Annotated in this window: 24 protein-coding genes and 7 tRNA genes; 11 read left to right on the top strand and 20 right to left on the bottom strand. The window is 64.8% G+C overall.

The features are described from left to right. Positions 1–73: 73 nt before the first annotated feature. From L1O03_RS04900 to L1O03_RS04890, 3 genes are read right to left on the bottom strand one after another with little or no spacing between them, the layout of a single operon-like run. Positions 74–1405 carry a Dyp-type peroxidase gene (locus L1O03_RS04900; RefSeq protein ID WP_236118312.1) on the bottom strand — a complete coding sequence of 444 codons (1332 nt, stop codon included), beginning with the start codon at positions 1403–1405 and terminating at the stop codon, positions 74–76. Beyond that, entirely contained in the window at positions 1386–1982 is a 597-nt protein-coding gene (locus L1O03_RS04895) for a copper chaperone PCu(A)C (RefSeq protein WP_236118311.1), read from the bottom strand. Before L1O03_RS04895 ends, L1O03_RS04900 begins: the two co-directional genes overlap by 20 nt. A 33-nt stretch (positions 1983–2015) precedes the next feature. Further along, complete coding sequence (locus L1O03_RS04890; RefSeq protein ID WP_236118310.1) at positions 2016–2597, bottom strand: copper resistance CopC family protein; 582 nt, start codon at positions 2595–2597, stop codon at positions 2016–2018. Positions 2598–3256: 659 nt separating this feature from the next. Here L1O03_RS04890 and L1O03_RS04885 point away from each other — a divergent pair. Continuing rightward, entirely contained in the window at positions 3257–3448 is a 192-nt protein-coding gene (locus L1O03_RS04885) for a beta-class phenol-soluble modulin (RefSeq protein ID WP_236118309.1), read from the top strand. Between the two features lie 167 nt (positions 3449–3615). Beyond that, complete coding sequence (locus tag L1O03_RS04880) at positions 3616–3822, top strand: hypothetical protein (RefSeq protein WP_236118308.1); 207 nt, start codon at positions 3616–3618, stop codon at positions 3820–3822. A 214-nt stretch (positions 3823–4036) separates the two neighbouring features. On the opposite strand, the gene L1O03_RS04875 is transcribed toward L1O03_RS04880, so the two are convergent. The 6 genes from L1O03_RS04875 to L1O03_RS04850 all read right to left on the bottom strand — a co-directional run bounded on the left by L1O03_RS04875 (position 4037) and on the right by L1O03_RS04850 (position 4590). After that, positions 4037–4112, bottom strand: a tRNA-Gly gene (locus L1O03_RS04875). Positions 4113–4138: 26 nt separating this feature from the next. Then, positions 4139–4213 (bottom strand) — tRNA-Val (locus tag L1O03_RS04870). An 8-nt stretch (positions 4214–4221) separates the two neighbouring features. Further along, positions 4222–4292: transfer RNA gene (locus L1O03_RS04865), tRNA-Cys, on the bottom strand. A 31-nt stretch (positions 4293–4323) separates the two neighbouring features. Continuing rightward, positions 4324–4396 (bottom strand) — tRNA-Gly (locus L1O03_RS04860). Positions 4397–4422: 26 nt separating this feature from the next. Next, positions 4423–4497: transfer RNA gene (locus L1O03_RS04855), tRNA-Val, on the bottom strand. Positions 4498–4514: 17 nt separating this feature from the next. Beyond that, positions 4515–4590, bottom strand: a tRNA-Gly gene (locus L1O03_RS04850). A 258-nt stretch (positions 4591–4848) separates the two neighbouring features. Between L1O03_RS04850 and L1O03_RS04845 the strand changes: the two genes are divergently transcribed. The 4 genes from L1O03_RS04845 to msrB all read left to right on the top strand — a co-directional run bounded on the left by L1O03_RS04845 (position 4849) and on the right by msrB (position 7497). After that, a tRNA-Val gene (locus tag L1O03_RS04845) sits at positions 4849–4923 on the top strand. Positions 4924–5012: 89 nt separating this feature from the next. Continuing rightward, entirely contained in the window at positions 5013–5783 is a 771-nt protein-coding gene (locus L1O03_RS04840) for a pyrimidine reductase family protein (protein ID WP_236118307.1), read from the top strand. Positions 5784–5809: 26 nt separating this feature from the next. Then, a complete protein-coding gene (locus tag L1O03_RS04835) occupies positions 5810–7075 on the top strand; it encodes a glycosyltransferase family 87 protein (protein WP_236118306.1) in 1266 nt (421 codons plus the stop codon). Beyond that, positions 7072–7497: a peptide-methionine (R)-S-oxide reductase MsrB gene (gene msrB, locus L1O03_RS04830; RefSeq protein WP_236118305.1), complete on the top strand. Its 426-nt coding sequence runs from the start codon at positions 7072–7074 to the stop codon at positions 7495–7497. The genes L1O03_RS04835 and msrB overlap by 4 nt, the downstream gene beginning before the upstream one ends. A gap of 75 nt (positions 7498–7572) precedes the next feature. On the opposite strand, the gene hemQ is transcribed toward msrB, so the two are convergent. After that, positions 7573–8241: a hydrogen peroxide-dependent heme synthase gene (gene hemQ, locus L1O03_RS04825; protein ID WP_420830292.1), complete on the bottom strand. Its 669-nt coding sequence runs from the start codon at positions 8239–8241 to the stop codon at positions 7573–7575. A gap of 180 nt (positions 8242–8421) precedes the next feature. On the opposite strand from hemQ, the gene L1O03_RS04820 reads away from it, so the two are divergent. Beyond that, on the top strand, positions 8422–9018 hold the full coding sequence (locus tag L1O03_RS04820; protein WP_236118304.1) for a DUF3000 domain-containing protein: 597 nt from the start codon (positions 8422–8424) through the stop codon (positions 9016–9018). After that, entirely contained in the window at positions 9015–10256 is a 1242-nt protein-coding gene (locus tag L1O03_RS04815) for an HRDC domain-containing protein (protein ID WP_236118303.1), read from the top strand. Before L1O03_RS04820 ends, L1O03_RS04815 begins: the two co-directional genes overlap by 4 nt. Before the next feature lie 31 nt (positions 10257–10287). On the opposite strand, the gene dxs is transcribed toward L1O03_RS04815, so the two are convergent. The 4 genes from dxs to dut all read right to left on the bottom strand — a co-directional run bounded on the left by dxs (position 10288) and on the right by dut (position 14872). Further along, a complete protein-coding gene (gene dxs / locus L1O03_RS04810) occupies positions 10288–12207 on the bottom strand; it encodes a 1-deoxy-D-xylulose-5-phosphate synthase (RefSeq protein WP_236118302.1) in 1920 nt (639 codons plus the stop codon). 83 nt (positions 12208–12290) lie between these two features. After that, positions 12291–13550, bottom strand: coding sequence for a class I SAM-dependent RNA methyltransferase (locus L1O03_RS04805; protein ID WP_236118301.1), 1260 nt, complete (start codon positions 13548–13550; stop codon positions 12291–12293). 32 nt (positions 13551–13582) lie between these two features. Then, complete coding sequence (locus L1O03_RS04800; RefSeq protein WP_236118300.1) at positions 13583–14374, bottom strand: DUF3710 domain-containing protein; 792 nt, start codon at positions 14372–14374, stop codon at positions 13583–13585. Between the two features lie 63 nt (positions 14375–14437). After that, the gene (gene dut / locus L1O03_RS04795; protein WP_420830291.1) at positions 14438–14872 is read right to left on the bottom strand and encodes a dUTP diphosphatase; all 435 of its coding nucleotides are present in this window, start codon (positions 14870–14872) and stop codon (positions 14438–14440) included. Between the two features lie 57 nt (positions 14873–14929). Between dut and L1O03_RS04790 the strand changes: the two genes are divergently transcribed. Next, positions 14930–15445 (top strand): DUF3093 domain-containing protein, encoded by a 516-nt coding sequence (locus tag L1O03_RS04790; RefSeq protein WP_236118298.1) that lies wholly within the window; start codon positions 14930–14932, stop codon positions 15443–15445. On the opposite strand, the gene L1O03_RS04785 is transcribed toward L1O03_RS04790, so the two are convergent. Beyond that, a complete protein-coding gene (locus L1O03_RS04785) occupies positions 15442–15729 on the bottom strand; it encodes a DUF4193 family protein (protein WP_236118297.1) in 288 nt (95 codons plus the stop codon). The two genes, L1O03_RS04790 and L1O03_RS04785, sit on opposite strands and share 4 nt — an antisense overlap. A 64-nt stretch (positions 15730–15793) precedes the next feature. Continuing rightward, the gene (locus L1O03_RS04780; protein WP_236118296.1) at positions 15794–16630 is read right to left on the bottom strand and encodes an inositol monophosphatase family protein; all 837 of its coding nucleotides are present in this window, start codon (positions 16628–16630) and stop codon (positions 15794–15796) included. A 29-nt stretch (positions 16631–16659) separates the two neighbouring features. Here L1O03_RS04780 and ppgK point away from each other — a divergent pair, with 29 nt between their 5' ends. Together ppgK and L1O03_RS04770 are read left to right on the top strand one after the other, a co-directional pair. Next, entirely contained in the window at positions 16660–17421 is a 762-nt protein-coding gene (gene ppgK, locus L1O03_RS04775) for a polyphosphate--glucose phosphotransferase (RefSeq protein WP_420830290.1), read from the top strand. 232 nt (positions 17422–17653) lie between these two features. After that, positions 17654–19399 carry an RNA polymerase sigma factor gene (locus L1O03_RS04770; protein ID WP_236118294.1) on the top strand — a complete coding sequence of 582 codons (1746 nt, stop codon included), beginning with the start codon at positions 17654–17656 and terminating at the stop codon, positions 19397–19399. Positions 19400–19523: 124 nt separating this feature from the next. On the opposite strand, the gene L1O03_RS04765 is transcribed toward L1O03_RS04770, so the two are convergent. The 4 genes from L1O03_RS04765 to L1O03_RS04750 form a co-directional block, all read right to left on the bottom strand. Continuing rightward, positions 19524–20831: a DUF418 domain-containing protein gene (locus L1O03_RS04765; protein WP_236118293.1), complete on the bottom strand. Its 1308-nt coding sequence runs from the start codon at positions 20829–20831 to the stop codon at positions 19524–19526. 3 nt (positions 20832–20834) lie between these two features. Then, on the bottom strand, positions 20835–21350 hold the full coding sequence (locus L1O03_RS04760) for a hypothetical protein (protein WP_236118292.1): 516 nt from the start codon (positions 21348–21350) through the stop codon (positions 20835–20837). A gap of 107 nt (positions 21351–21457) precedes the next feature. Beyond that, the gene (locus tag L1O03_RS04755; RefSeq protein WP_236118291.1) at positions 21458–23197 is read right to left on the bottom strand and encodes a DEAD/DEAH box helicase; all 1740 of its coding nucleotides are present in this window, start codon (positions 23195–23197) and stop codon (positions 21458–21460) included. Beyond that, positions 23194–23451 carry a DUF3039 domain-containing protein gene (locus L1O03_RS04750; protein WP_236118290.1) on the bottom strand — a complete coding sequence of 86 codons (258 nt, stop codon included), beginning with the start codon at positions 23449–23451 and terminating at the stop codon, positions 23194–23196. The genes L1O03_RS04755 and L1O03_RS04750 overlap by 4 nt, the downstream gene beginning before the upstream one ends. Between the last annotated feature and the right edge of the window lie 23 nt (positions 23452–23474).

Below are 23474 nucleotides of genomic sequence, written 5' to 3'. Positions count from 1 at the left end.
CATGACAGCCGCACCGGGTATGCCGATGACATACCCGGTGCGTGGGGGAATGCAGCTGTTCCCCTTATCTTACTCAGTGCTGCAGCGACTCGAGCAGACTGGCTCCCCAGTACTTGTCGCCCTCCGTGCCGTCCTTACTCACTCCCGGAGGAACGAAATAGACGGCGGATCCGATGTGGGTGATCCACTGGTTGAGGCGATCGCCCTCGGCAAGCCGCTTCTGGATCGGATCAAACTGCTTGAGCGGATCCTTCTGGAAGCAGATGAAGACGAGCCCCACATTGGAGATGATCGCCGCCTCATCATCGGGGCGGGTCATCGCCGCCACGACCTTGGGATCCGGCGGCAGGCTGTACTGGTATGGCCTGCGCTTGATCACCTGCTCTGGCTTATCCTTCGGCGCCTTGGCTCGGGCGGCGTGGCTCATCGGATCAATGATGGGCAAGCCCGTCCGGTCGGCCTTCTTCGGGTCGATGTCGTCGAACTCTTCACCGCCAGAAAGCGGCGCACCATTCTCCAGGTCTCGCCCGATGACCACCTCCCGGGACGTCCGGTCCAGAAGCTCCCACGTGTCGAGGTTCATGAAGATCCGGCGCGCGATCATGCACGTGCCGTTCTTCTGCCACTCGGGCCCCTCGGTGATCCACACGTGATCATTGAGTTCCTCGGAGCTCCGCGGGTTGACGGTGCCGTCCTTCTGTCCGAAGAGATTGCGGGGGGTTGCGCCTTCGGCGAGCGTGCCGTCGGCGTTCATGAACCCCTGCTGCACCCATGCGACCTCGACGTAATCAATACTCGATCGCAGCAGGTGCCGCACAGCAAAAGCAAGAGTGACGGGGTCATCGCAGCAGACTTGGAGAGCCAGATCCGTCTGACCCCACTGCTCCTCAAGCTTGTCCGTCTTGTAGGCGGGCAGCGGCTTGAGCCATGACGGCTTCGCGCGTTCTGCGCCGATCGCCGAGAAGAATCCCGGGCCATACCCACAGGTCACCGTGAGGTTGGCGGGGCTCGTCGAGAGCTCCTTTTCCAAACTGCCCAGAGGGTTCTTCCCTTGAGTGAGCCGACGCATATCCGCCGTCCACGAGCGCATGAGGAAGGTCATGTCCTTGAGCCCACGACCAGGCTTGATGTTGAGCCCCAGCAGGTTCATGTAGGCCTGCTCCGGCTCGGCGATACCCGCCTGGTTCTTCCCATCAAAGGGAATGGTCTGCGAGGCCAGCTGCTCACTCTCTGTGCTCTGCGGGGTGGGTCCGCGGCCGTCCTCGGCGCGGGCGGCGGGGGCTGCCTGTGCCGACAGCGCCACCGCCGCTCCGCCGACCGCCACCGGCATGCCGGCCAGGAAACCTCGGCGGCTCACGCCGTGCGGATCCTGGCCTGGCTGCTCATTAGTGGTGGTGGTGCTCATGCTCGCCGTTGTCCTGGAAGTCGCCGTAGTCCTCGTCACCGGCACCGAAGGTGCGCACCGGGACGTCATCGAAGTCGACGGTGGAGCCGTCCGCCAGCTTCACCTCGAGGTCCACCTCGTCACCAGCCTGGACGGGCTCCTGGATCTCCATGAACATGAAGTGGTTGCCACCCGGCTGGAGCTTGAGGTCCCCGTTCGCCGGAACGACGAACCCGCCTTCCTTCTCCTTCATGACGCCGTCGACAACCTCATGGAGCTGGAACATGTTGGCCTTGATGTCATCAGAGTGGACACCGACGATGTTGATGTCCTTGTCCGTGTTGTTGTGGATCGTGCCGAAGGCGGCGGTCATGTCCTTGCCCTCGGTGGTCGCACGGACAACGCCGTCCTCGAGGGTGAGGGCGTGGTCAGAGTCCGGCTTCTCGGTGGCGGAGCTCGCCGCAGAGGAGGCCGCGGAGCTGGCCTTATCCGCTGCGCTCGAGCCCTCGGTGCTCGCCTGCTCAGAGTTCGAACAGCCAGCCAGGGCCAGGGCGGCCGCGGCGATGACGCCCGCCGTCTTCAGTGCGTAGTGCTTCATGGTGAATAGTCCCTTCCTTCAGGAAATGAGAGGTTATGAGTCCTGTTCGTTGCCCAATGCTCGACGGCGCAGGATAACCACGGCAATAATGCCCACCACGAGGAGGACGCCGATGGCGCCAGCAATCCACGCAAGCGGGGAGCCTGTGTCCTGCTCTTCGCTACCACTGGTCGTACCGGGCTGGTTGGCGGACGAGGAGCCCGCAGCAGCGGACGCGCCGCCGTCACCCACTCGAAAATCCGTACTCCCCCGGGTGGCGTGCCCGTCGGAGGACGTGATCTGGAAGCCGATGGTGTACGTGCCGGGACCCGGGTGGACATCATCGGGGGTGGCGATGGAGAGATAACGGCCATCGAGCTTCGGCTCCCCGGAGTACAGGATCTCTCCGGTATCCGTATTGCTGATGGCAAACATGTTGAACGCGGGCTGCGGCTCCCCGGAGAACGTCAAGGTAATCTCGCGAGGAAACTCCTCCACCACGCCGTCGACCGGCGGATTCGCGTCGATGACAACGTCGTGGGCCTGCGCCGCCGGGATCCCCGCAACGGCGCCACCCACCACCAGTGCTGCTGCCGCAGCGACGCACCTCGATGGGCGAATAACGGAAGACGCCATCAGGCGGCCACGTCCTTTCTCTCTGCTCCTCGTACCGCGAAACGGTACTGGTGAACTTGTCGGACAGGGGTGCTCAAAAGTTCCCGCCACGAGGCATAGTGACGGGGCGGCGTCGGCATGGCCGACGGCACTCGCCGCCCAACTCCTCTCAACCCTACCCGTGAGCCTCCGCCCTTCTCGACGTCCACTGCCCTCTCCTCAGGGGGCCTCCGACGCGCCAGATGCTCTTCCGGTACGCAGCGCGGGAGGGCAGATCTCGGCATGATCCACGCGCATCGTCTATTTCTTGCCATCGAACGACGGCGTTTGCGCATGTCAGAGCCTTTTCTGCGCAGTCAAGACGAGGGGCGAGCACGGAAGAGATACTCCGCAAGGGTCGCGCCTCTTGACAGTCGCGTTCACCCGCACGCGATCCTGTTATTCATGGGAATAATGTGACTCAAGTGATAAAAGTCAAGCTTTTTATCTCCTTTCGTCTACTCCGGGGTGGTCGAAAGTTACCAAAAAAGGCCCAAAAGTTGGGCCGAAAGACCATTGTTTGAGGGGTTGCGCGTCCCTACTATTGGTTCTTGTCAGCGGAAACCTCCGCTGCGCGAGGGTTTATCCGAACCTCTTCGGAAAGTTCTCGTAGACCTAAACGTTACGGAAGGAAACCTATCATGGCTGAATCTCTGCAGGCTCTCGGTGAGTCCATCGTCGGCATCGTCACCAACGCCATCTCCGGCGAGTGGGGCGAGTTCGCCAAGAGCATCGTCAGCACCGTCTCCAACACCGTCGAGCTCGGCTCCTCCGTCATCGACGGCTCCTCCCAGGGCGACGCTGCTGAGGCTGGCGCTGAGGCTGCCGCCTAAGACAAGCCTCGTCACACCATATGGGTTCTGTCCCCCATATGGGTGGTGAGAACAGCGGCCGATGATCTTGGTTGGTGGTCATCGGCCGCTTTTCATATATACTTGCGCCACCGATATGACGTAGCGCACTCTGTGCCATTCATCGACACGTAAAGGAATCTGACACAATGGGCGATCTTTTCCTCAACTTCGGCTCCTCTGTCCTCCACCTCGCGACCAACATCGCGTCCCAGAACTGGGTGGGCGTTGCTGTCCAGGCTTTCAAGACCATCACCAGCGGCGTTGATCTCAGCTCCGCTCTGAGCAGCGAGGACGGCTCCTCCGCCGCTAACGCTGCCGATGGCGCTGAGGCTGCTACCGAGGGCGCTAACTAATAGCCCCTGATCCTCGAGAGGAGCCCCGGCCCCTCTCGAGCTCTCTCCCTTCTTTCTCCCCCGGATGCTCGGCCAACGATGCACCGGGGGAGAATTGCATCTCCGCCCCTCCTTCCTCGCCTCGCGTAGCCCTCGCTTCCCCGCGCGATTCCTTATATATACAGAAAAGCGGCCCCGGCTCTATGCCGGGGCCGCTGCTATCAACAGGGTGATATGGAGCGGATGACGAGACTCGAACTCGCGACCCTCACCTTGGCAAGGTGATGCGCTACCAACTGCGCTACATCCGCAAACGACTCAGGATCACTCCTGTGTCTGGTGCGCGATACTGGGATTGAACCAGTGACCTCTTCCGTGTCAGGGAAGCGCTCTCCCGCTGAGCTAAACGCGCATGATTTGAGGTGGAAACGGGAATCGAACCCGTGTGCACGGTTTTGCAGACCGTTGCCTCACCACTCGGCCATTCCACCGTGGCGTACCGCCTCAGGTACGGCGTACCAGAGCGGATGACGAGACTCGAACTCGCGACCCTCACCTTGGCAAGGTGATGCGCTACCAACTGCGCTACATCCGCAAACGACTCAGGATCACTCCTGTGTCTGGTGCGCGATACTGGGATTGAACCAGTGACCTCTTCCGTGTCAGGGAAGCGCTCTCCCGCTGAGCTAATCGCGCAGGAGCCCGTGAAGGCTTGGAGCGGATGACGAGACTCGAACTCGCGACCCTCACCTTGGCAAGGTGATGCGCTACCAACTGCGCTACATCCGCATGCATATCCGACACGATCACGTCGTGCCGTGGTGCGCTAGATACTTTAGCGAGACTTGAAGGAAAGTCCAAATTCCCAGCTAGGCAAAGAAAAATGCGATCTATCCGCCCCCGTTTCAACGAATGACACCGCCGTGATTCCCTCTCCCCTCACACCCCCGCCTCATCACGGAAGCCTCAGCAATTCCCACCACGACCTGCGGATTAGTACCTTTCGCTCCGGACATGCTAGATTCTTATCCCGTCACCGTGACACGCGGTCCTATGGCTCAGTGGAAGAGCGTTCCGTTCACACCGGAAAGGTCGCTGGTTCGATCCCAGCTAGGACCACCATCACCCCGAGGTACTTCCTACCTCGGGGTTTTCTTGTACCCGCCCAAGCCCCACCCTGCTTGTCCCTCCGCCTGGCCTAGGGTGGCCCTATGAGCGTCAATCCCCTCGCCCCGCATCGCCTCCACGAGCCACACAAGGTCTCCACCCTCCTCGGCCCTCTTCTCCCCTGCGGAACCCCGCAAACGCGCATGGTCGGCATCATGGCGCTCAATGGATCCGCGGCCGTCGAGGGATCGAGCGGCTCCATGGGCTCCGCCGCGGATGCCCGCCTCCTCACCGAGCTCCGGGAATGGTCTGATGCCGTCCTCGTCAGCGCCGCCACGGTTCGCACGGAGGGCTATCGCCCCATGTCCCTGCCGGATGATCTTCGTCTCCGGCGCGAGCACGACGGCCGCCCCTCGCTCCCGCGCCTCGCCATACTCACCCCCTCGCTCTCCCTTGAGCCATCCTCCGAGGTTCTTGGCGCCCCTCTCGAGGCCCCGCCGCTCGTCATCAGCACGGTTCCAGCAACGGACCGAAAGGAACACGCCGCCCGGCGCCGCGCCCTGGAGCAGGCGGGGGCCGAGGTCCTCCTTCTCCGCTCCCTCTCCCCCCGGGTTGTCCTGTGCGCCCTGCGCGAGGCCGGCTATGCCCGAATCAGCGTCGAGGGCGGGCCGTCGCTCTATAGCCGTGTCCTCGCTGAGGACGTCGTCGACATCCTCCACCTCTCCCTTGACCCACACATGCCCACCCATTGCGCGTTGCCGCTCGTCGATGCCGCGGGCGAGCGGGAGGCTTCGCGCCGCTACACACCTGAGGCCGTGGCCGCCGATGCCGAGGGCGTGCTGTTTCTCCGCTATCGGCGCGCTCGCGGGGTCTGAGGGGGCGGTCCACTACTCTAGGAACAGTGACGAATCCTGTAATGGCTGTGCTTGACCGGTGGCGCGGGGCTCCCCTTCCCGCGGAGGCCTCGACGTGGCAGCGCCCCCTCCCTCCCGACCACGCTCGTGTGGCCAGACGGGCGCTCTGGCCTCTGGCGGCCATCATCATGGCCTATACGGTGTGCGTGCGCTCCCTCAACCGAGGCGTCACGGATGATTTCACTACCGTCTTCCTGGCCGTCCGGCGCATGTGGGATGGGGTGCCCGTATACAGCGAGAATTACGCACACGTGGACCCCCACTACCTCTACAACCCCGGGGCCACGCTCATCCTCTCCCCTTTGGGGGCGCTCACGCACCTCGACGCGGCGCGGGCGGTGTTTATCATCGTCAATGCGCTGGCTATCGCGGGGGCCATCGTGTGGATTCTCCGCATGGTGGGTATCCGCCCCGGCTCGCCCGTGGTGCCAGCCGCGCTGGGGCTGGCCTTCCTCACGGAGTCGGTCGTGAACACCTTGGGCTTTTCCAACATCAACGGGATCCTCCTGCTGCTCATGACGGTGTTCCTCGCCTGTCTCCATGGGGATCGACGCCTCCTCGGCGGGATCGCGTTGGGGCTCGCCATCGTCATCAAGCCGCTCTTTGCACCGCTGCTCTTCCTTCCCCTCATGCGCGGGCACCTCAGCACGCTGGCGGCGGGGATCGGGATTCCGGTCCTCAGCAATCTCCTCGCATGGCCGGTGGTCCCCGGCGCCGCCGACTACGTCCGGGTCGTCATGCCCTACCTCGGCGAGACCCGCGACTACGCCAACGCCTCCCTCCCGGGGATGGCGCTCTACCTTGGCATGCCCTCGGGCTGGGAGATCTTCTGGACGCTTCTCTTCGCGCTCCTCGTTGCGCTGAGCGTCATCCTCCTTCTGCGCTGGAGGGACACCGACCCCATCATGTGGTCCTTCACCACCTCCGGGGTGCTGCTCACGGGCGTGTTCTTCCTCTCCTCGCTGGGGCAGATGTACTACTCCATGCTGCTTTTCCCCCTCCTCGCGACGGTTTTTCTCCCGCGCAGCGTCGCCCACACCTGGCCCTTCTGGGTGGGCGTCTGCCTTGTGCTCGCCCCGTGGAGCTGGAGCACCGATTTTTCCCCGACGTTCAGCCGATGGGTGCCAGTCTTCGTCGCTACCGTAGGCTGGGGCATCATCATCGCCGCAATCGCCGCGCCCCTCGGCGCGTGGTGGTGGCAGGAGCGTCGCGCACAGACGGCAACAGCAGGCACGCGAAGGAGGACAGCATGACTGATTTTCAGGCCATCCCGGAGTCCGAGTGGCGCCGCCGGCTGAGCGCCGAGGAGTTCCGCGTTCTCCGCCAGGCCGGCACCGAGGCCCCCTTTGAGGGGGAGTACACCTCGACGACCACCGAGGGCGTCTATCGCTGCCGCGCCTGCGGCGCCGAGCTCTTCCGCAGCACCGAGAAATTCTCCTCCCACTGCGGCTGGCCGTCCTTCTTCTCCCCTCTCGCCGGGGACCGCATCATCGAGCGCGAGGATCGCTCCCTCGGGATGGTGCGCACGGAGGTCCTCTGCGCCCGGTGCCATTCGCATCTCGGGCACGTCTTTGCCGGCGAGGGCTACGACACCCCCACGGACCTGCGCTATTGCATCAACTCCATCTGCCTCACCCTGGAGCCTGCCCAGTCCAGCCCCGGGGAGGATAAGTAGGCAGCACAACGCCCCCTCCCGCACACGGCGTAGGGGGCGTCAGGCTGTCAGCTGTCAGGCTACCGATAAGGCCACTTAGGGCAGCACACGGATGACGTCGGCGACGTCCTCCACACGACGGCCAGTGAAGAAGGGGATCTCCTTCCGGACGTGGAGACGGGCCTCGGTGTAGCGCATGGTGTGCATGAGGTCAACGATCCGGTCGAGGCTCGGGGCCTCGAAGGCCAGCATCCACTCGTAGTCACCGAGGGCGAAGGCCTCCACGGTGTTGGCCCGCACATCCGGGAAGTCGCGCGCTGCGGAGCCGTGGTTGGCGAGGATGCGGCGTCGTTCCTTCGGATCCATGAGGTACCAATCATAGGAACGGACGAAGGGGTACACGGTGAGCCAGGCACCCGGGTCCTCGCCCATGATGAAGCTCGGGAGGTGCGACTTGTTGAATTCCGCGGGACGGTGCAGCGCGTTGCCGATCCAGTTGAGCTCCATCGACTGGCCCAGGACGGTGTCGCGGCGGAAGCGCGCGAGGACATCCTGAATATCCGAGAACTCCTCGGCATGCCACCAGATCATGAGGTCCGCTTCAGCCCGCAGACCAGTGATGTTGTAGATGCCACGGACCGTCACCACGCCCTCGTCTTCCACCTCGCGGAAGAATTGGCGGGCTTGGTCGATGATGGCGTCACGCTCAGTTCCCAGTGCTCCGGGGATGGCCCGGAACGTGGCCCATTGAGTATAGCGTTGCATCGCATTCAGTTTCTCAAAATCAAGCTTTGCCACGGCCTGGAGCGTTCCTTTCCTACTCGAGTGATGAACTCTGTCCATCATAAGTTGGATATGGCACGACGGCCACTAGGCGCAACGGCGCCCTGCGTGCGTCGGCGTGCCTCCACCGACTCTGCACAACTGAGCATTAGCTTGGGGGACGTGATCAACCAGGAATCGATCTCTCAGAATTCTCAGGACACGGATGGGGATGCCACTCCCCCGTCTGCGTTCTCGGCTGCTGTGGAGTCCATGCACGCGGCGCGTTTACGCCCCGAGGTCACGCTCGGAACGATCCGCCCGCCGCAACGGCTTGCCCCGTACAGTCACGCCGTGGGCTTGGAGATCGACCCGGAGATCGGCGAGGGGGATGCCTTTGGCCGGCTCATTCTCCTCCACGATCCGCGCGCCGAGGAGGCCTGGGATGGCTCCATGCGCCTCGTGGCCTACATCCAGGCCGATATGGACGATGAGCTCGCCTCCGATCCGATGCTTCCGGACGTCGCCTGGCAGTGGCTGCATGAGGGTCTCGACTCCGCGGGGGCGGAGTACTCGAGCCTGGGCGGCACCGTCACGGCCACGGCCTCCGTCCGCTTCGGCGAGATCGGCGGCCCGCCGCGCAGCTACCAGGTGGAAATGCGCGCGTCCTGGACCGCCGCCAGCACCGAGGAACTACGCACCCACGTCGAGGGATTTGCCGCGGTCCTCGCGCAGGTGGCCGGACTCCCGCCGGAAGGGGTGCGCTCTCTCCGTCCATGAGCCCACGCGCCCTTGATCTCGACGCCGACACTTCCACCGTTCCCGTCTTAGAGAAACCACAGCAGGAGCACATCCCGCTCTTCTGCGATGCACAGGGCTTTGAGCGGGCAGCGACGCTCCTGCGGCGCGGGCATGGCCCCCTCGCGGTGGATACGGAGCGGGCCTCCGGCTTCCGCTACGATGACCGCGCCTTCCTCATCCAGCTCCACCGCCAGGACAGCGGGATCATCCTCATCGACCCGGAGGGCCACCGCGAGGAGTTCCGACGCATCCTCAGCCCGGTACTCTCCACCATCCCCTGGATTATTCACGCCGCGCACACGGACCTCCCCTGCCTGGCCTGGCTGGGCTGCTACCCCCCGGAGCTCATCGACACGGAGTTGGGCGGCCGGCTCGCGGGCATTGACCGGGTCAACCTCTCCCACATGTGTGCCCTCCTCCTTGGACACAGCCTGGCCAAGGGGCACGGTGCCGAGGATTGGTCCCAGCGCCCCTTGCCCGAGGAGTGGCTGCGCTACGCGGCTCTCGACGTCGCCCTTCTTCTTGACCTCGCGGACGCCGTCACCGTGCTCCTCGAGTCCCAAGGCCGCTGGGAGTGCGCTCGCCAGGAATTTGAGTACGTCCGACGCACCCACGCTGGGATCACGGCCCCCGAGCCCTCCTCCTGGCGCGACCTCAAAGGGGTGGACTCCCTCAAGTCGCCGCGGCAGCTTGCCGTCGCCAAGGCACTGTGGACCGCCCGGGAGAAAGAGGCCCGCCGTCGAGACATCGCACACGGCAGGGTGCTATCCTCCAAAGCGCTGCTGGAGATCGCGCGGAACTGCCCGCACACGCTCGAGGAGATGCGCCACGTGAAGGGGGTGCGTCGCCGGGCCGCGGTGTGGCTCGACGTCACCAACCGCGCTCTGAGCAAGCCCTCGCGCTCCTACCCCCGGCCAGCCCAGCGGGATCATGAGGGGGCGCCCTCCGTAAAGACGTGGAAGCGCTTCTTCCCCGAGAGCTACGCTCCCTTTGCGAAGCTGAAGTCAGAGATGGGCCGGCAGGCCGCCTCCCAGGGCTTCCCAGCCGACAATGTGCTAAGCCCCGCGCTGCTGCGCGATCTGGGCTGGGAGATCTACCACAACAAGCAGATCTCCACGCCCTTCGGGGCCTGCGCCTTCCTCCGCGAGCATGGCGCGCGCCCCTGGCAGGTGAACTTCGCCGCCCCGGTGCTCGCCCGAGTCCTCGGCAGCAGCTAGACCTACCGGCCCGAGCGGAGCCGAGGAAGCGCTACTGCCCGTCCTCTGCCTGGCCGAAGAGCTCCTCAATCCACTCGCTCACTTGGCGGCGCAGGCCAGGAGCGTCGAGCTCGAGTTCCGCCATGAGCTCGGAGCGAGAGGCATGCTGGGGGAACACCCGGGGGAAGCCGCAACACCGTCGGGGAACGTCGATGCCTGCGGCGTCCATCGCCTCGCTGAGCAGGCTGCCCACCCCACCGTGGATAAGCCCATCTTCTGCACAGACGACGAGGTCGTGTTCCTGCGCCAGCTCGAGCAGCGAGGGGGCGATGGGCACCACCCAGCGCGGATCCACCACCGTGACAGTGACGCCCTGAGCGGCGATGTCCCCCGCGATCTCAGCGAAATCCCCCGCGCAGGTGCCCACGCCCACGAGGAGCACAGAGGGGGCCTCGTGGGTGTCGACGGGTGCCTTCTCCTGAGCCAGCACGTCCACACCATCCTCATAACGGTTGAGGGCCGGCTGCTCCGTGGGTAAGCCGCCCTTCGGGTAGCGGACGATGCTCGGCCCGTCGGTGATGGCGAGGGACTCGCGGAATTGCTCGCGGAGCTGTTGGGCATCGCGAGGGGCTGCGATGCGGATGCCGGGCACCACCGAGGTGAGGGTGATGTCCCAGATGCCGTTATGGCTGGCTCCGTCGGAGCCCGTGATGCCGGCCCGATCAAGGACAATGCTCACCGGCTGCTTGAGAAGCCCCACGTCCATGATGAGCTGGTCAATGGCCCGGTTAAGGAAGGTGGAATAGAGCGCCACGACGGGCTTCATTCCACCCAGGGCGAGGCCCGCCGCGGAGGTGAGGGCGTGCTGCTCGGCGATGCCGACGTCGAAGAAGCGGTCCGGGAAACGGTCCTTGAAGGGCAGGAGTCCGGTGGGGCCGGCCATCGCCGCGGTGATGGCGACGATGTCGTTGCGCTCGGCGGCGGCGTCGAGGAGCTCCTCGGTGAAGATCTCCGTCCATCCGGGGCTCGCGGCGGACTTAGGCTCGCCGGTGATGGGGTCGATGATCCCCGTCGTGTGCATGAGCTGGTCGGTATCTGCCTCAGCAGGCCGGAAGCCGCGTCCCTTCTCCGTCACGACGTGGACGATGAGCGGGCCGGAGAAGTCCCGTGCGTAGGTGAGGGCCTCCTCCACGGCGACGAGGTCGTGCCCATTCACGGGGCCCACGTACTTCATGCCGAGCTCGGGAAACATCTCGCTAGGCAAGACTGTGGACTTGACCCCCTCTTTGAAGGCGTGGAGGGCCTCGAAGGTTCGGCGCCCCACCCATCCCATGTTGTTGAGGGTGTTCTTGCCATGCTCCATCACGCTGTCATAGACCGGCTGCATCCGCAGCTGCGCAAGGTTTTCCGCGAAACCGCCGATCGTCGGCGCATAACTCCGGCCATTGTCATTGACGACGATGACCACGTTGCGGTCATGATCTGCGGCGATGTTGTTGAGCGCCTCCCAGCACATGCCGCCGGTGAGGGCGCCATCGCCGACTACCGCCACAACATTGTCCTTGTGGTGCCCGCTGAGGGCTTTGGCCTTGCTGAGGCCGTCGGCATAGCTGAGAGCCGCGGAGGCGTGGGAGGATTCCGTCCAATCGTGTTCGCTCTCGGAGCGGCAGGTGTAGCCAGAGAGTCCGCCCTGCTGGCGCAGGTGATCGAATTGATCGGCCCGCCCCGTGAGGATCTTGTGGACGTAGGACTGGTGGCTCGTGTCGAAGATGATGGGCTCGCGGGGCGAGTCGAACACCCGGTGCAACGCGATGCTGAGCTCCACAACCCCGAGGTTGGGGCCGAGGTGTCCCCCGGTCGCGGAGACCTTCTCGATCAGAAACTGCCGGATTTCCGTCGCGAGCGTCTCCACTTCAGAAGCCGAGAGGCGGCGCAGATCTTCGGGGCTGCGAATCCCTGCGAGAACATCCATCGAGTGTTCCTCAATCCTTCCTGCCGAATGCTTGAGGGAGAGTCACAGCCGCCCCAGAGGAAGGGCGGCACGCTGCTCTCATCCTACCGAGAGTCGTCCTGGGTCCGTGCGAAGAGGCCGAGAACCTCGAAGTGGTGCGTCCCGGGGAACGCGTTAACGAGGGTGAGCCTGAGCGCCTGGTACCCCTCCTCGGACCATTGGCGTACATCGCGCGCGAAGGTTGCCGGATCACAGCCGATATGGATGACCAGCCCAGGACCCGCCGAGGCCACAGCGCTAATCACCTGTGCACCTGCTCCCGTGCGCGGCGGGTCGAGTACGACGACGTCCGGACGCTCCAAGCCCGGGATCGCCTTCTCCACGGACGTGCTGTGGAAGGTGACGTCATAGTCAGCCAGATCGGGCTGCTCGTGGCGCGCGGCGCGGGAGAGCTCGACGGAATCGATATGCGCATCCTCGCCGAGGGAGTCCCCCAGCACCGGGACGAACAACCCCACCCCGCCGTAAAGATCCCACGCGACGGGCCGCTCCCCGTGAAGCTCGAGGTCCTCGATCTCCTCGTAGAGCCACGTCCGAATGAGCCCGGAATAGCATCCGGCGGCGTTGCGGTGCGCCTGCCAGAAGGCCGTCGCGGGGACGTGGAAGGTCCGACCCAGCACGCGCTGCACAGCAATGCCGCTGCCCTCGATGACGTCCTCCACCCGCTCGACGCGCTTGCCCCGGCCGCTCTTCTTGGACTCAACAATGTGGCGCTGCCCCTCGCTATCCCCCGCGATGATGAGTTCAGACCCCGGCTGGAAGCGCCGGCCATCCGGGCACAGGATGTCCGCGCACAGCTCCTCAGGGATTTGGGAGGAGGGGTAGCCGGTGATGATCTCGTTGGAGCGAGCAGCACGGAAGCCGGCGCGCCCCTCCGCGTCCACGCCGAGGCGCACCCGCGTCCGCCAGCCGTCGGCGGGGGCAAGGTCGATCACCTCGATGGGCGGGAGCGAGACCCCCCGGGCCATCCTCGCGAGCTGGTCCGCAAGGATCTCCTTCTTGAGCGGGGCTTCCTTCGTGGGGTCGAGGTCACCAAAGTCCGTGCACCCTGCTCCCGCCGCGGTGGCGGGACAGCGCTGGGGAACACGAGAGGGCGAAGGCGTCACAATGTCGACGATCTCCCCGCGGGCAAAATTCTTCTTCACCTGGCGGAGTTCGACGCTCACCTCGTCCCCCGGATACGCGCCCCGCACGAAGACCACGCGGCCGTCGAGGGTGCCAATTCCTTCGCCGCCGTGGGCCATCCGCGTGATTCTGAGAGTGTGCTGCTCCCCAACCGCCGGGGCCGGCTTCTCCTGAGGCATTCCTTGAACTCCTTGGGTGTGTCTCGGTAGGGCTAGTTCTCGGTGGGCTGGGGGCCTGCCGGGGTAGCCCCTTCCCCACCAGCGGGCGGCTGGGCGCCATTCTGGCCATTCTGCTCAGCCTGGGCACGCCGCTGCATCTCCTGGCGGACCTGGTCAGCGAGGAGATTCGGCAAGACCACCGGGAGCGAGCTTCCCGCCAGGATGGCGTTCTCACCACGATAGACGAAGGTCCGCGCGGCGATCTCGCGGCTGAGTTCTGCGAGGTTCTCGGCGTGCTCCGCCGGGGCAGCCGTCGTGAAGCGAAGGAGCCACCGCGGGCCGTCGATACCGATGATGCGTACCTGGCCACCCTCGTTATCCGCCACGACCTCCCGGCCCCACGGGCCCTGCTCGATGCGCGGCTGGAGGCCCTGCTCCCGCATGCCCTCGCGGATCTCGACGGTGGATTCTCGCCACATCGACTCCGAGCGCGGCTCGGCAAAAGCCACCGGAGTGATCCGCCCGTAGCGGGTGACGATGTGAATCATGCGCGGACCCTGCGGCCCCATCTCCACCTGCACCTGGGATTCCTTGGGAAGCGGGATCTTCAGGCTCGAAAGGTCAAGGACCGCGTCGGAGAAGTCCGAGAAGTCGAATTCCTCAATGTCGACGGTGTCCCCGTCAAAGGGGCCGACGGCGCCCTCGGGACGCGGGGCCGCGTCCTGGGCTCCGGCCTCTTCCGGTGTCTCTGCCTCGGGGGCTTCTGACGGCTGCGGAGTAGCGGCCTCCTGCGCCTGATCGTCCTGCGGTTCGTCCTTCTTCTTCGATCGTGAAAACCAGCCCATGCTGTGCTTTTCCTCCGTGCGTCGTGGTCGTTCTTCTACTGGCTACTACTACGTCTACTGGGTCTACTGGGTCCCGGTGGAGCCGTACCCGCCGGTGCCGCGCTCGGTGGCGTCGAGCTCAGTGACCTCCTCGAAGGAGCAGAGCTCCACCTTCTGGACCACCAGCTGCGCAATCCTCATCCCGCGCTCGATGGTGATGGGCCGAGAGCGGTCAAGGTTGATGAGACACACCTTGATCTCGCCGCGGTAGTCGGCGTCAATCGTGCCCGGGGTGTTGACGATGCTCAGGCCCTCCCGCGCGGCCAGGCCCGAGCGGGGGTGGATGAGCCCCACGGTGCCGAGCGGCAGCGCAATGGCGATACCTGTGCTCACGAGGACCCGCTCCCCCGGGGCGATGGTGACGTTCTCCGCGGAACGGAGATCGACGCCCGCATCGCCGCGGTGCGCGCGTTCGGGCAGGGGAAGATCGGGGTCGAGCCTCTGAATCTTTACGGTCACATCACTCACGCCTTCCCACCCTACGGTCTTTCGGGCCCATGAGTACACTGACATCCTGTGAGTGCCGAAGATCAATCGTCGACCAGAACCCTCTACCACGAGCGCCAGTGGGTCCCCTTCTACTGGTGGATCCTGGGCGCCTGCGTCGTGGCGCTGATCAGCGGGCAAATTGGTCACAACCGCTCCGTGATGTGGTACATCATCCCCGCCGTGGTGCTGGGGGTGCTGCTGATCTGGTGGCTGCTCAGCATGTCCTCCACCAGGCTCACCGTCGCCGAAGATGCTCGGGGCACCAGGTGGCTGCACGTCGGCCAGGCCACACTGCCCTCGACAGTCGTCTCCCGCTGCCTCGCCGTTCCCCCCTCGGCCCAGCGCAACGCGATGGGGCGGCAGCTCGATCCAGCGGCCTTCGTCGTCTCCCATGGCTGGGTGAAAACGATGGTCATGCTCGTTCTCGACGACCCCCAGGACCCCACACCCTACTGGCTCATCGGGGCCAAGAACCCCGATGCAGTCCTGGCGGCCTTCGTGCCCGATCTCGCCGCGAAGGCATCCACGGCAAAGGACGCTTAGGCGCAGTCGCGGCAGATCATGCTGCCATCGCTCTCGACGTGCGCAATCATGCTCTTCTTCTGCACGAGGAAGCACTCGGAACAGGTGAACTCGTTGGACTGACGCGGCTTCACCGTGAGGTTGATTTCCTCATCGCTCACGTCGCGGGGGTCGAGCTGCAAAGGCTCAACGACATCCCCGTCTTCATCCATGACGGTGCTGTCAGATTCGGATGCCTTGAGCCCCTCGAGGGACACGGTCTCTTCGCTGCTCATCCTTTGTTCCTCCTCTGCTGTTGAGGTCATCGGGAGGGATCATAGCGAGCCATAAAAACCTTGTCATCCGAGCAGCTCACCGGCCATTTTCCCGCTATCTCTGGCGCAGCGGCGCAAGCGCCCCCTCGGCCTCCATCGCTGCCCGGAAATCCTCAGCGACGCTCGGCGCCGCCGCCCACACCAGATTCCCCTCGGAGCCCGGGGCAGACAGGGCCGGAGTCTGAACCCTCGCCCCCGCTTCCTCGGCAATGAGCGCGCCCGCCGCATAATCCCAGCAGTTGATCCCGTGCTCGTAATAGATGTCGACGCGACCCGCCGCGAGAGAACACAGGTCCAGCGCGGCCGAGCCTTCGCGTCGAATATCCCGCACGCGCGGCAGAACCGAGCTCAGGATCCTCGCCTGCGCCTCGCGGCGCGCGGAGGTATAAGCAAATCCGGTGGCCACGAGGCTCTCCCCCAACGATCGGGGCGCATTCACCCGGAGCTCGTGCCGCTCACCATCCACGTCCACGAAGGCTCCGCCACCAGCCACCGCGTGGTAGACAGCGCGGCTGCTCACGTCGATCACTGCTCCCGCGATGACCTTCCCGTCCCGCGCGGCCGCCAGCGACACCGCGAAGTGCGGGATCCCATAGAGGAAGTTCACCGTCCCGTCGATGGGATCGATGATCCAGGAGATCCCCGAGCCCGAGGTGTGCCGAGACCCCTCCTCACCGATGAGCCCATCCTCCGGGCGCCGGCGCCCCAGCTCCCCCGCGATGTACTCTTCCGCAAGGGTATCGACGACGGTCACCGGGTCCACGGCGCTGGATTTCGTCGTCGCATACTCTCGGATGTCCCCCAGCGCGCGGCGCTTCTCCACGATGATCTCCGCCGCTCCCCGCGCAATATCGACGGCCAGGTCTCGCAATTCTTCAGCCAGATCAGTCATGGCTCCATTGTGCAAGCTCTCTCGGTACGATGCGTGGTATGAGCACAATCAGCTTCGGAATCGACGTCGGTGGCTCCGGAATTAAGGGAGCGAAGGTCGACCTCGACACTGGCGAGTTCATCGGGGACCGCATCAAGATTCTCACCCCTCACCCTGCGACGCCGGAGGCTGTCGCACAGACAGTCGCGGAGATCATCGACATCGCGGAGTGGGATGGGCCCGTCGGCATCACACTCCCCTGCGTGATCCGCGATCACGTGGCCCGCAGCGCCGCAAACATCGATCCGAGCTGGATTGGCACGAACGTGACGGAGCTCTTCGGCGCGCACCTCGGGGACCGCCCCGTGAGCGTCCTCAACGACGCGGATGCCGCCGGCCTCGCTGAGGCGCGCTACGGAACCGACGCCGCCCGGGAGGGCGCTGTCATCTTCCTCACATTCGGGACCGGCATCGGTTCGGCCTTCCTCATGAACGGCCACCTCTTCCCCAATAGTGAAATTGGCCACATCGAAGTGGACGGCAAGGAGGCCGAGCACCGCGCCTCCTCGGCGGTCAAGGAGAAGAAGGACCTCTCGTGGAAGAAGTGGGCCAAGCAGGTGAGCAAGGTGCTCATCGCCTATGAGAAGCTCTTCTCCCCATCCCTCTTCATCGTGGGGGGAGGCATCTCCCGCAAGTTCGACAAGTGGGTGCCCCTCCTCACCTGTGAGACACCCGTCGTGGCCGCCGAGCTGAAGAATCGCGCGGGCATCGTCGGCGCGGCCATGGCGGCGAACGAGGAGTTCCAGCCTTAAGGCCGACGGCCAAGCGGTGGACACTGTGCACCCATTCCCTGGGAATCCTCTACAATGGTCCACCGTTCCTTAGCCGCATGACCCACTCCTCGCATCAGAGCGGTTCCGTTGACGTCACCACAACACACGTGAACGGCTCTACAATTGCTAGGGTGGGTCCCGTTTGACCGCGAAGAACGCGGTGCCGGTAGGACCGTATCGTGAGGATACGTCCCGGTGCGGCTTCACCCCAATGAGTACGAGTACATGCGAAAGGGCGTACGTGGCAGCCACTGAATCTTCCGAACAGGGTCTCGCTCACGACGAGGGCGGTACCGCTGTGCCTCGAGCTAAGTCCGTAGCGAAGAAGAGCACCGCGAAGAAGACGGCGCGAAAGGCCTCCCGCTCAGCAACAGCTCGGAAGCCCCGCTCCGCGGCATCGTCGAGCTCGGCAGAGGCCGCGTCGTCGGCGAACTCTGCGGCCAGCACGCCCGCCTCCTCCTCGTCCTCCGCTGACTCCTCCGCCGAGTCTGCGTCGGCGTCCTCCTCCACCGCGAAGAAGAGCGCCAATAAGTCTGCGAAGAAGACGGCCAAGAAAACCGCGAAGAAAACCGCGCGCAAGTCCACGGCAAAGAAGACAGCCAAGAAGAGCGCGAAGAAGACGACGAAGAAGTCCACGCGGAAGTCCACCGCCAAGAAGGCGACGAAGAAGAGCACGGCCAAGAAGACGTCCACGCGCTCCACGAAGGCAAGCACCTCGAGCAAGGCGACGTCTCCCGAGAAGACCTCTGAGAATCTCGACGACGAGCTCAACGAGGAGCTCCACAACGATGAGGACTTCCTCAACGAGGACGTCGACTCGGAGGATGATATCGACGGGGTCGCCGATGTCGACGAGCTCGATGAGGCCAGCGACGAAGACGACTACACCCCTCCGCTGGGCGAGGACGATGACTCGGACAGCGATGACGAAGAGGATGACTCTGAGGAGGAGTCCTCCGTCTGGGACGAGGACGAGTCCGCCGCCCTGCGCCAGGCCCGCAAGGACGCGGAGCTCACCGCCTCGGCGGACTCCGTGCGCGCCTACCTCAAGCAGATCGGCAAGGTCGCGCTGCTCAACGCGGAGCAGGAGGTCTCCCTCGCCAAGCGCATTGAGGCTGGCCTCTACGCCACTTATCGCATGGAGGAGATGGAGAAGGCGCTCAAGGCCGGCGATAAGAAGGCCAAGCTCACCCCCATGGTGAAGCGCGATCTTCGCACCATCGCCCGCGACGGCCGCAAGGCGAAGAACCACCTCTTGGAGGCGAACCTCCGCCTCGTTGTGTCGCTTGCCAAGCGCTACACGGGCCGCGGCATGGCTTTCCTCGACCTCATTCAAGAAGGCAACCTCGGCCTCATCCGCGCGGTGGAGAAGTTCGACTACACCAAAGGCTACAAGTTCTCCACCTATGCCACCTGGTGGATCCGCCAGGCCATCACGCGCGCGATGGCCGATCAGGCCCGCACCATCCGCATCCCCGTGCACATGGTGGAGGTCATCAACAAGCTGGGCCGGATCCAGCGAGAGCTTCTCCAGGACCTTGGCCGCGAGCCCACCCCGCTCGAGCTCGCCAAGGAGATGGACATCACGGAGGAGAAGGTCCTCGAGATCCAGCAGTACGCCCGCGAGCCGATCTCCCTCGACCAGACAATCGGCGATGAGGGCGACTCTCAGCTTGGGGACTTCATCGAGGACTCCGAGGCGGTCATCGCCGTCGATGCCGTGAGCTTCACCCTCCTCCAGGACCAGCTCCAGGACGTCTTGAAGACCCTCTCCGAGCGCGAGGCCGGCGTTGTGCGCCTCCGCTTCGGGCTCACCGACGGGATGCCGCGCACCCTCGACGAAATCGGCCAGGTCTACGGCGTAACAAGGGAGCGCATCCGCCAAATCGAGTCCAAGACCATGTCGAAGCTGCGCCACCCCTCCCGCTCCCAGGTGCTGCGCGACTACCTCGATTAACCCCGAGCGCCGAGCCCCTCATCAGGCCAGGATCGACGCCGACGCCCCGCTGGATCACTCCCAGCGGGGCGTCGGCACATATCTGGAGGCGTCGGGGACGTCAGGGACGCTCCTCAGATCAGGCTCACGGTGACTCATTCCCGGGATAGACGAGCGCTCGCTCCCCCACCGGCGGCTCCACCGGCCCCTCATAGCGCGGGGGCAAGCCTTGACGCCCATACGCCAAGTGACGGTGGAGCCACTCCAGAGGACCGGGCTTGCCCAGAGCCTCGCACAGGCACGCACCCAGGAGGGTGAGGAACCAGACGAGGATGGCCATGAGCGTCACCTTCCACGCCCCGCTATCACGCGTGAGACCCAATCCATAACTGGTCACAAGGATGCTAAAGAGGACGGATTGCCCCACGTAACCGCTCATGGAGCGCTTCCCCAACGCGGCAAAGGGCCAGAGGGCACGGGGAATGCGTGGGTGCTCGCCTCGCGCCTCGGAACGGGCGACACGACGCTGCAGCGGGTCGAGGGCCAGCGCCAATCCGGCCACGATGCCCGGGCCGGTGAGGACGCCGAAGCTCTGGTTGAGCATCTCCCACTGGGCAGCCCCGCCGATCACCCCGATTTGCGCGAGGCCGAGGGGCAGCCCCACGCACAGGATGACGAGCAGCGCCACAATGACCCACGCCCACAGCAGCTTCCGGTGCGCCTGGATGTTGTGGATAATCCCTCGCTTCGCAGCGAGGTAGCCAAGCACAATGGGAAGCCCGAGCAGGACAACCTCCATCGGGAAAGAAATGACCTGAGCCAGGGCAATAGCCAGGCCGCCGCCGACTTGCCCCAGGTAACTATGCGTGGTCAAAGACACATCGCCCGCGCTGCCGAAGAATGAGGAGGCGTCCCCTCCCACGTCCGGATCGGGTATCAGCGAGGCGATCACCGTCAGCACCAGGCTCACCACCCACACCAGCGAGCCCAGGAGGAGGAGCACCTTATCCCGGAACCCAATCATCAGCGCAAGAAGGATGCCCGCCAGCCCGTAGAAGCACATGATGTCTCCCCAGAAGAGGAAGACAGTATGCACGACCCCGAACAGGGCCAGGAAACCATAGCGGCGAATGAGGAGCCGACGCGCAGCGGAGCGCGGATATCCTCGCCGCATGAGGCTCACCGTGATCATGCCGAAGCCGATGCCGAGGAGCGTCGAGAACATCGGCAGACCACGCACGTGGAAGAACAGGCAGCCCACCACCACGGCGATCCGATCCCACAGGCTGTCGCCGTACACTCCCCCGTAATCGCGCGCCATGCTCGCCCCCTGGGTGCTGACCCAGCCTTGGGTCGCATTGGCCCCGGCGATGCCCAGGAGCATGAGCCCCCGGGCAACGTCGGGGAAGTAGAGGCGTCGAGACGCTGCACTAAAACGCGAAGAAGACATCATGCCTTAGACGTTGGACTCGCCGCGCTTTTCCAGCTGCTCCTGAATGCACTGCTCAAACTGGGTCGAGTCATTCTGGTACTGCAAGCAGGAGTCGGTGGTGTCCGCAATCATCCCGGCGAAGGAGATGATGACGATCGACACGATCGCGGAGATGATGAGCGCGATGATCGACACCACGAGCCCCGCGATGGCCATCCCCTTCCGGGCCAGCAGCGGGTGAAAGTTCTTCGCCTTGGTCAGGCCCAGCGCGGAGACGATAATGCCGGCGATGGACACGATGAATGCCAAGGGCGCGGGAATGACGAAGAAGCTCAGCACGATGGCGATGATCCCGAGGATGAGCCCCCACAGCGCGAGGCCGTTCTTCTTACCATTCGGGACCGTCGCACCGGGAGCCGTCGGGTAACCCGTGGGCTCCCCGTTTCCCGGGTAGGCGTGCTTGCCGGCGGACGGGTACTCAGGATATCCCTGACCGTTTTCATCAATGGGACTGTCATAGTCTGGGTACGAGGATGACATAGTCACCTTTCATTCGTTGTTGTGAACTCACACGTCTCCCCACACGTTACGGGAGGCGGGCGCCAAGGGCTACCCCTCGCGCCCGCCGAGCACCCCACTGTAGGCTCCTACCAGCGGCGCAGATAGGCGATGCGGTCACGCAATTGCTCCGCGCTACACAGGGCGGTTGGTGGCCCGCCGCAGGCCCGGCGCGCCTCATTGTGAATCGCCCCGTGGGGACGCCCCGTCCGCCCCGCGGTGATCGACACGAGCGTGTTGAGCTCCTTCCGGAGCTGGGGGATCTCCTGGCTCGCGACTCCCCCGCTCTCCTCCTTCGGATCCCGCGTCCCGGACTGCGCGGCGGCCGCGGGAGCCTTCGCCGCCTCTGCCTCCGCCTCCTTGGCGCGCTTGGCCTCTGCATCGCGGGCGTCGAGCTGTTCCTCCTGCCGCTTACGCAGGAGCGCCTTCATCTGTTCGGCATCGAGCAAGCCAGGAAGGCCGAGGTAGTCGGCCTCTTCATCGGAGCCGGCGAAAGTGGCCGTGCCATAGGTGGAGCCGTCGTAGATGAGGGAGTCGAGCTCCGCATCCGCTCCGAGGGACTCGTAGCGGGGCGCCTCGTCGGGCTCGTTCTCCTCGCGGTTGGCCTGCTGGAGCAGCTCATCATCCCAGCCGTCTTTGTCTCGGTGCGGTTTGCCGAGGACGTGGTCGCGGCTCGTCTCCAGCTTGGCCGCCAGGTCAAGGAGGACAGGCACGCTGGGCAGGAAGACGCTCGCGGTCTCTCCGGGCATGCGCGAGCGCACAAAACGCCCAATGGCCTGCGCAAAGAAGAGCGGCGTGGAGGCCGAGGTGGCGTACACGCCGACGGCCAGCCGCGGGACGTCCACACCCTCCGAGACCATGCGCACAGCGACCATCCACTCATCCCGGCTCGCTGAAAACTCGGCGATGCGCTCGCTCGCTCCCACCTCGTCAGACAGGACGACGGTCACCGGGGTGCTCGACAGCGTGCGGAGAATCTTCGCGTAGGCGCGGGCTGTGGTCTTGTCCGTCGCGATGACGAGGCCGCCGGCGTCGGGCATGTTGCGTCGAAGCTGCTGGAGCCGGGTGTGGGCGGCCTGGAGCACGGCGGGGATCCATTCGCCCTTGGGATCCAGCGCTGTCTTCCACGCGCGGGCCTGCTGCTCGGGGTTGAGAGGCTCGCCGAGGCGGGCGGCGTATTCCTCCCCGGCGCTATCACGCCAGCGGGCTTCTCCCGAGTAGGCCAGGAAGACGACGGGCCGGACGACGCCATCGGCCAGCGCATCCCCGTAGCCGTAGGCGTGATCAGAGCGGCTGACCAGGTGTCCTTCCCCGTCTTCCTCGTAGCGGACGAAGGGGATGGGGGAATCGTCCGAGCGGAACGGGGTGCCCGTGAGGGCGAGGCGGTGTTCGGCGTTGCGATAGGCCTCCCGGATGCCATCGCCCCAGCTCTTGGCGTCACCTGCGTGGTGGATCTCGTCGAGAATCACGAGGGTGCGCTTGTTGCTCGTGAGAGCATTGTGCTTGAAGGGGTGCATGCCCACCTGGGCATAGGTGACGACGACCCCGTCATAGGAGGGGTTGATGGCGTCGGTGTTTTTGAATTTGGGGTCCAGGGAGAGCCCCACGCGCGACGCCGCCTCCGCCCACTGCACTTTGAGGTGTTCGGTGGGGACAACAACGAAGACCCGCTCCACACTGCGGTCGCGGGTCAATTCGGTGGCCACCCGGAGGGCGAAGGTTGTTTTGCCGGCCCCGGGCGTCGCTACCGCGAGGAAATCTCGCGGCTTCGTGGCGAGAAACTTCTGGAGGGCCTCACGCTGCCAAACTCGGAGATCCTCAAAACTCACTTCTTGCGTAAACCTCGGTAGATGCGTTCACAATCGGGACAGACGGGGGATCCGGGTTTTGCCTGCTTGCGCACCGGAAATGTCTCCCCACACAGCGCCACCACCATGGTGCCATTCACTGCGGACTCGACGATGCTGTCCTTCTTCACGTAGTGGAAGAACTGTGGGGTGTCATCCCCCGTGCTCGTCCTTTCCCGAGTGTCAGGGCGCTCGATGGTTTTTGTGGCCGTACTGCTATTCACGACGTCCATCATGCCGTACCTCCCTTTCTCTCCGT

Source organism: Corynebacterium uropygiale (assembly GCF_021568315.1).
GTDB lineage: Bacteria > Actinomycetota > Actinomycetes > Mycobacteriales > Mycobacteriaceae > Corynebacterium > Corynebacterium uropygiale.
The sequence above is the reverse complement of the archived record's forward strand: the minus strand, read 5'-3'. Positions and strand labels throughout refer to the sequence as shown.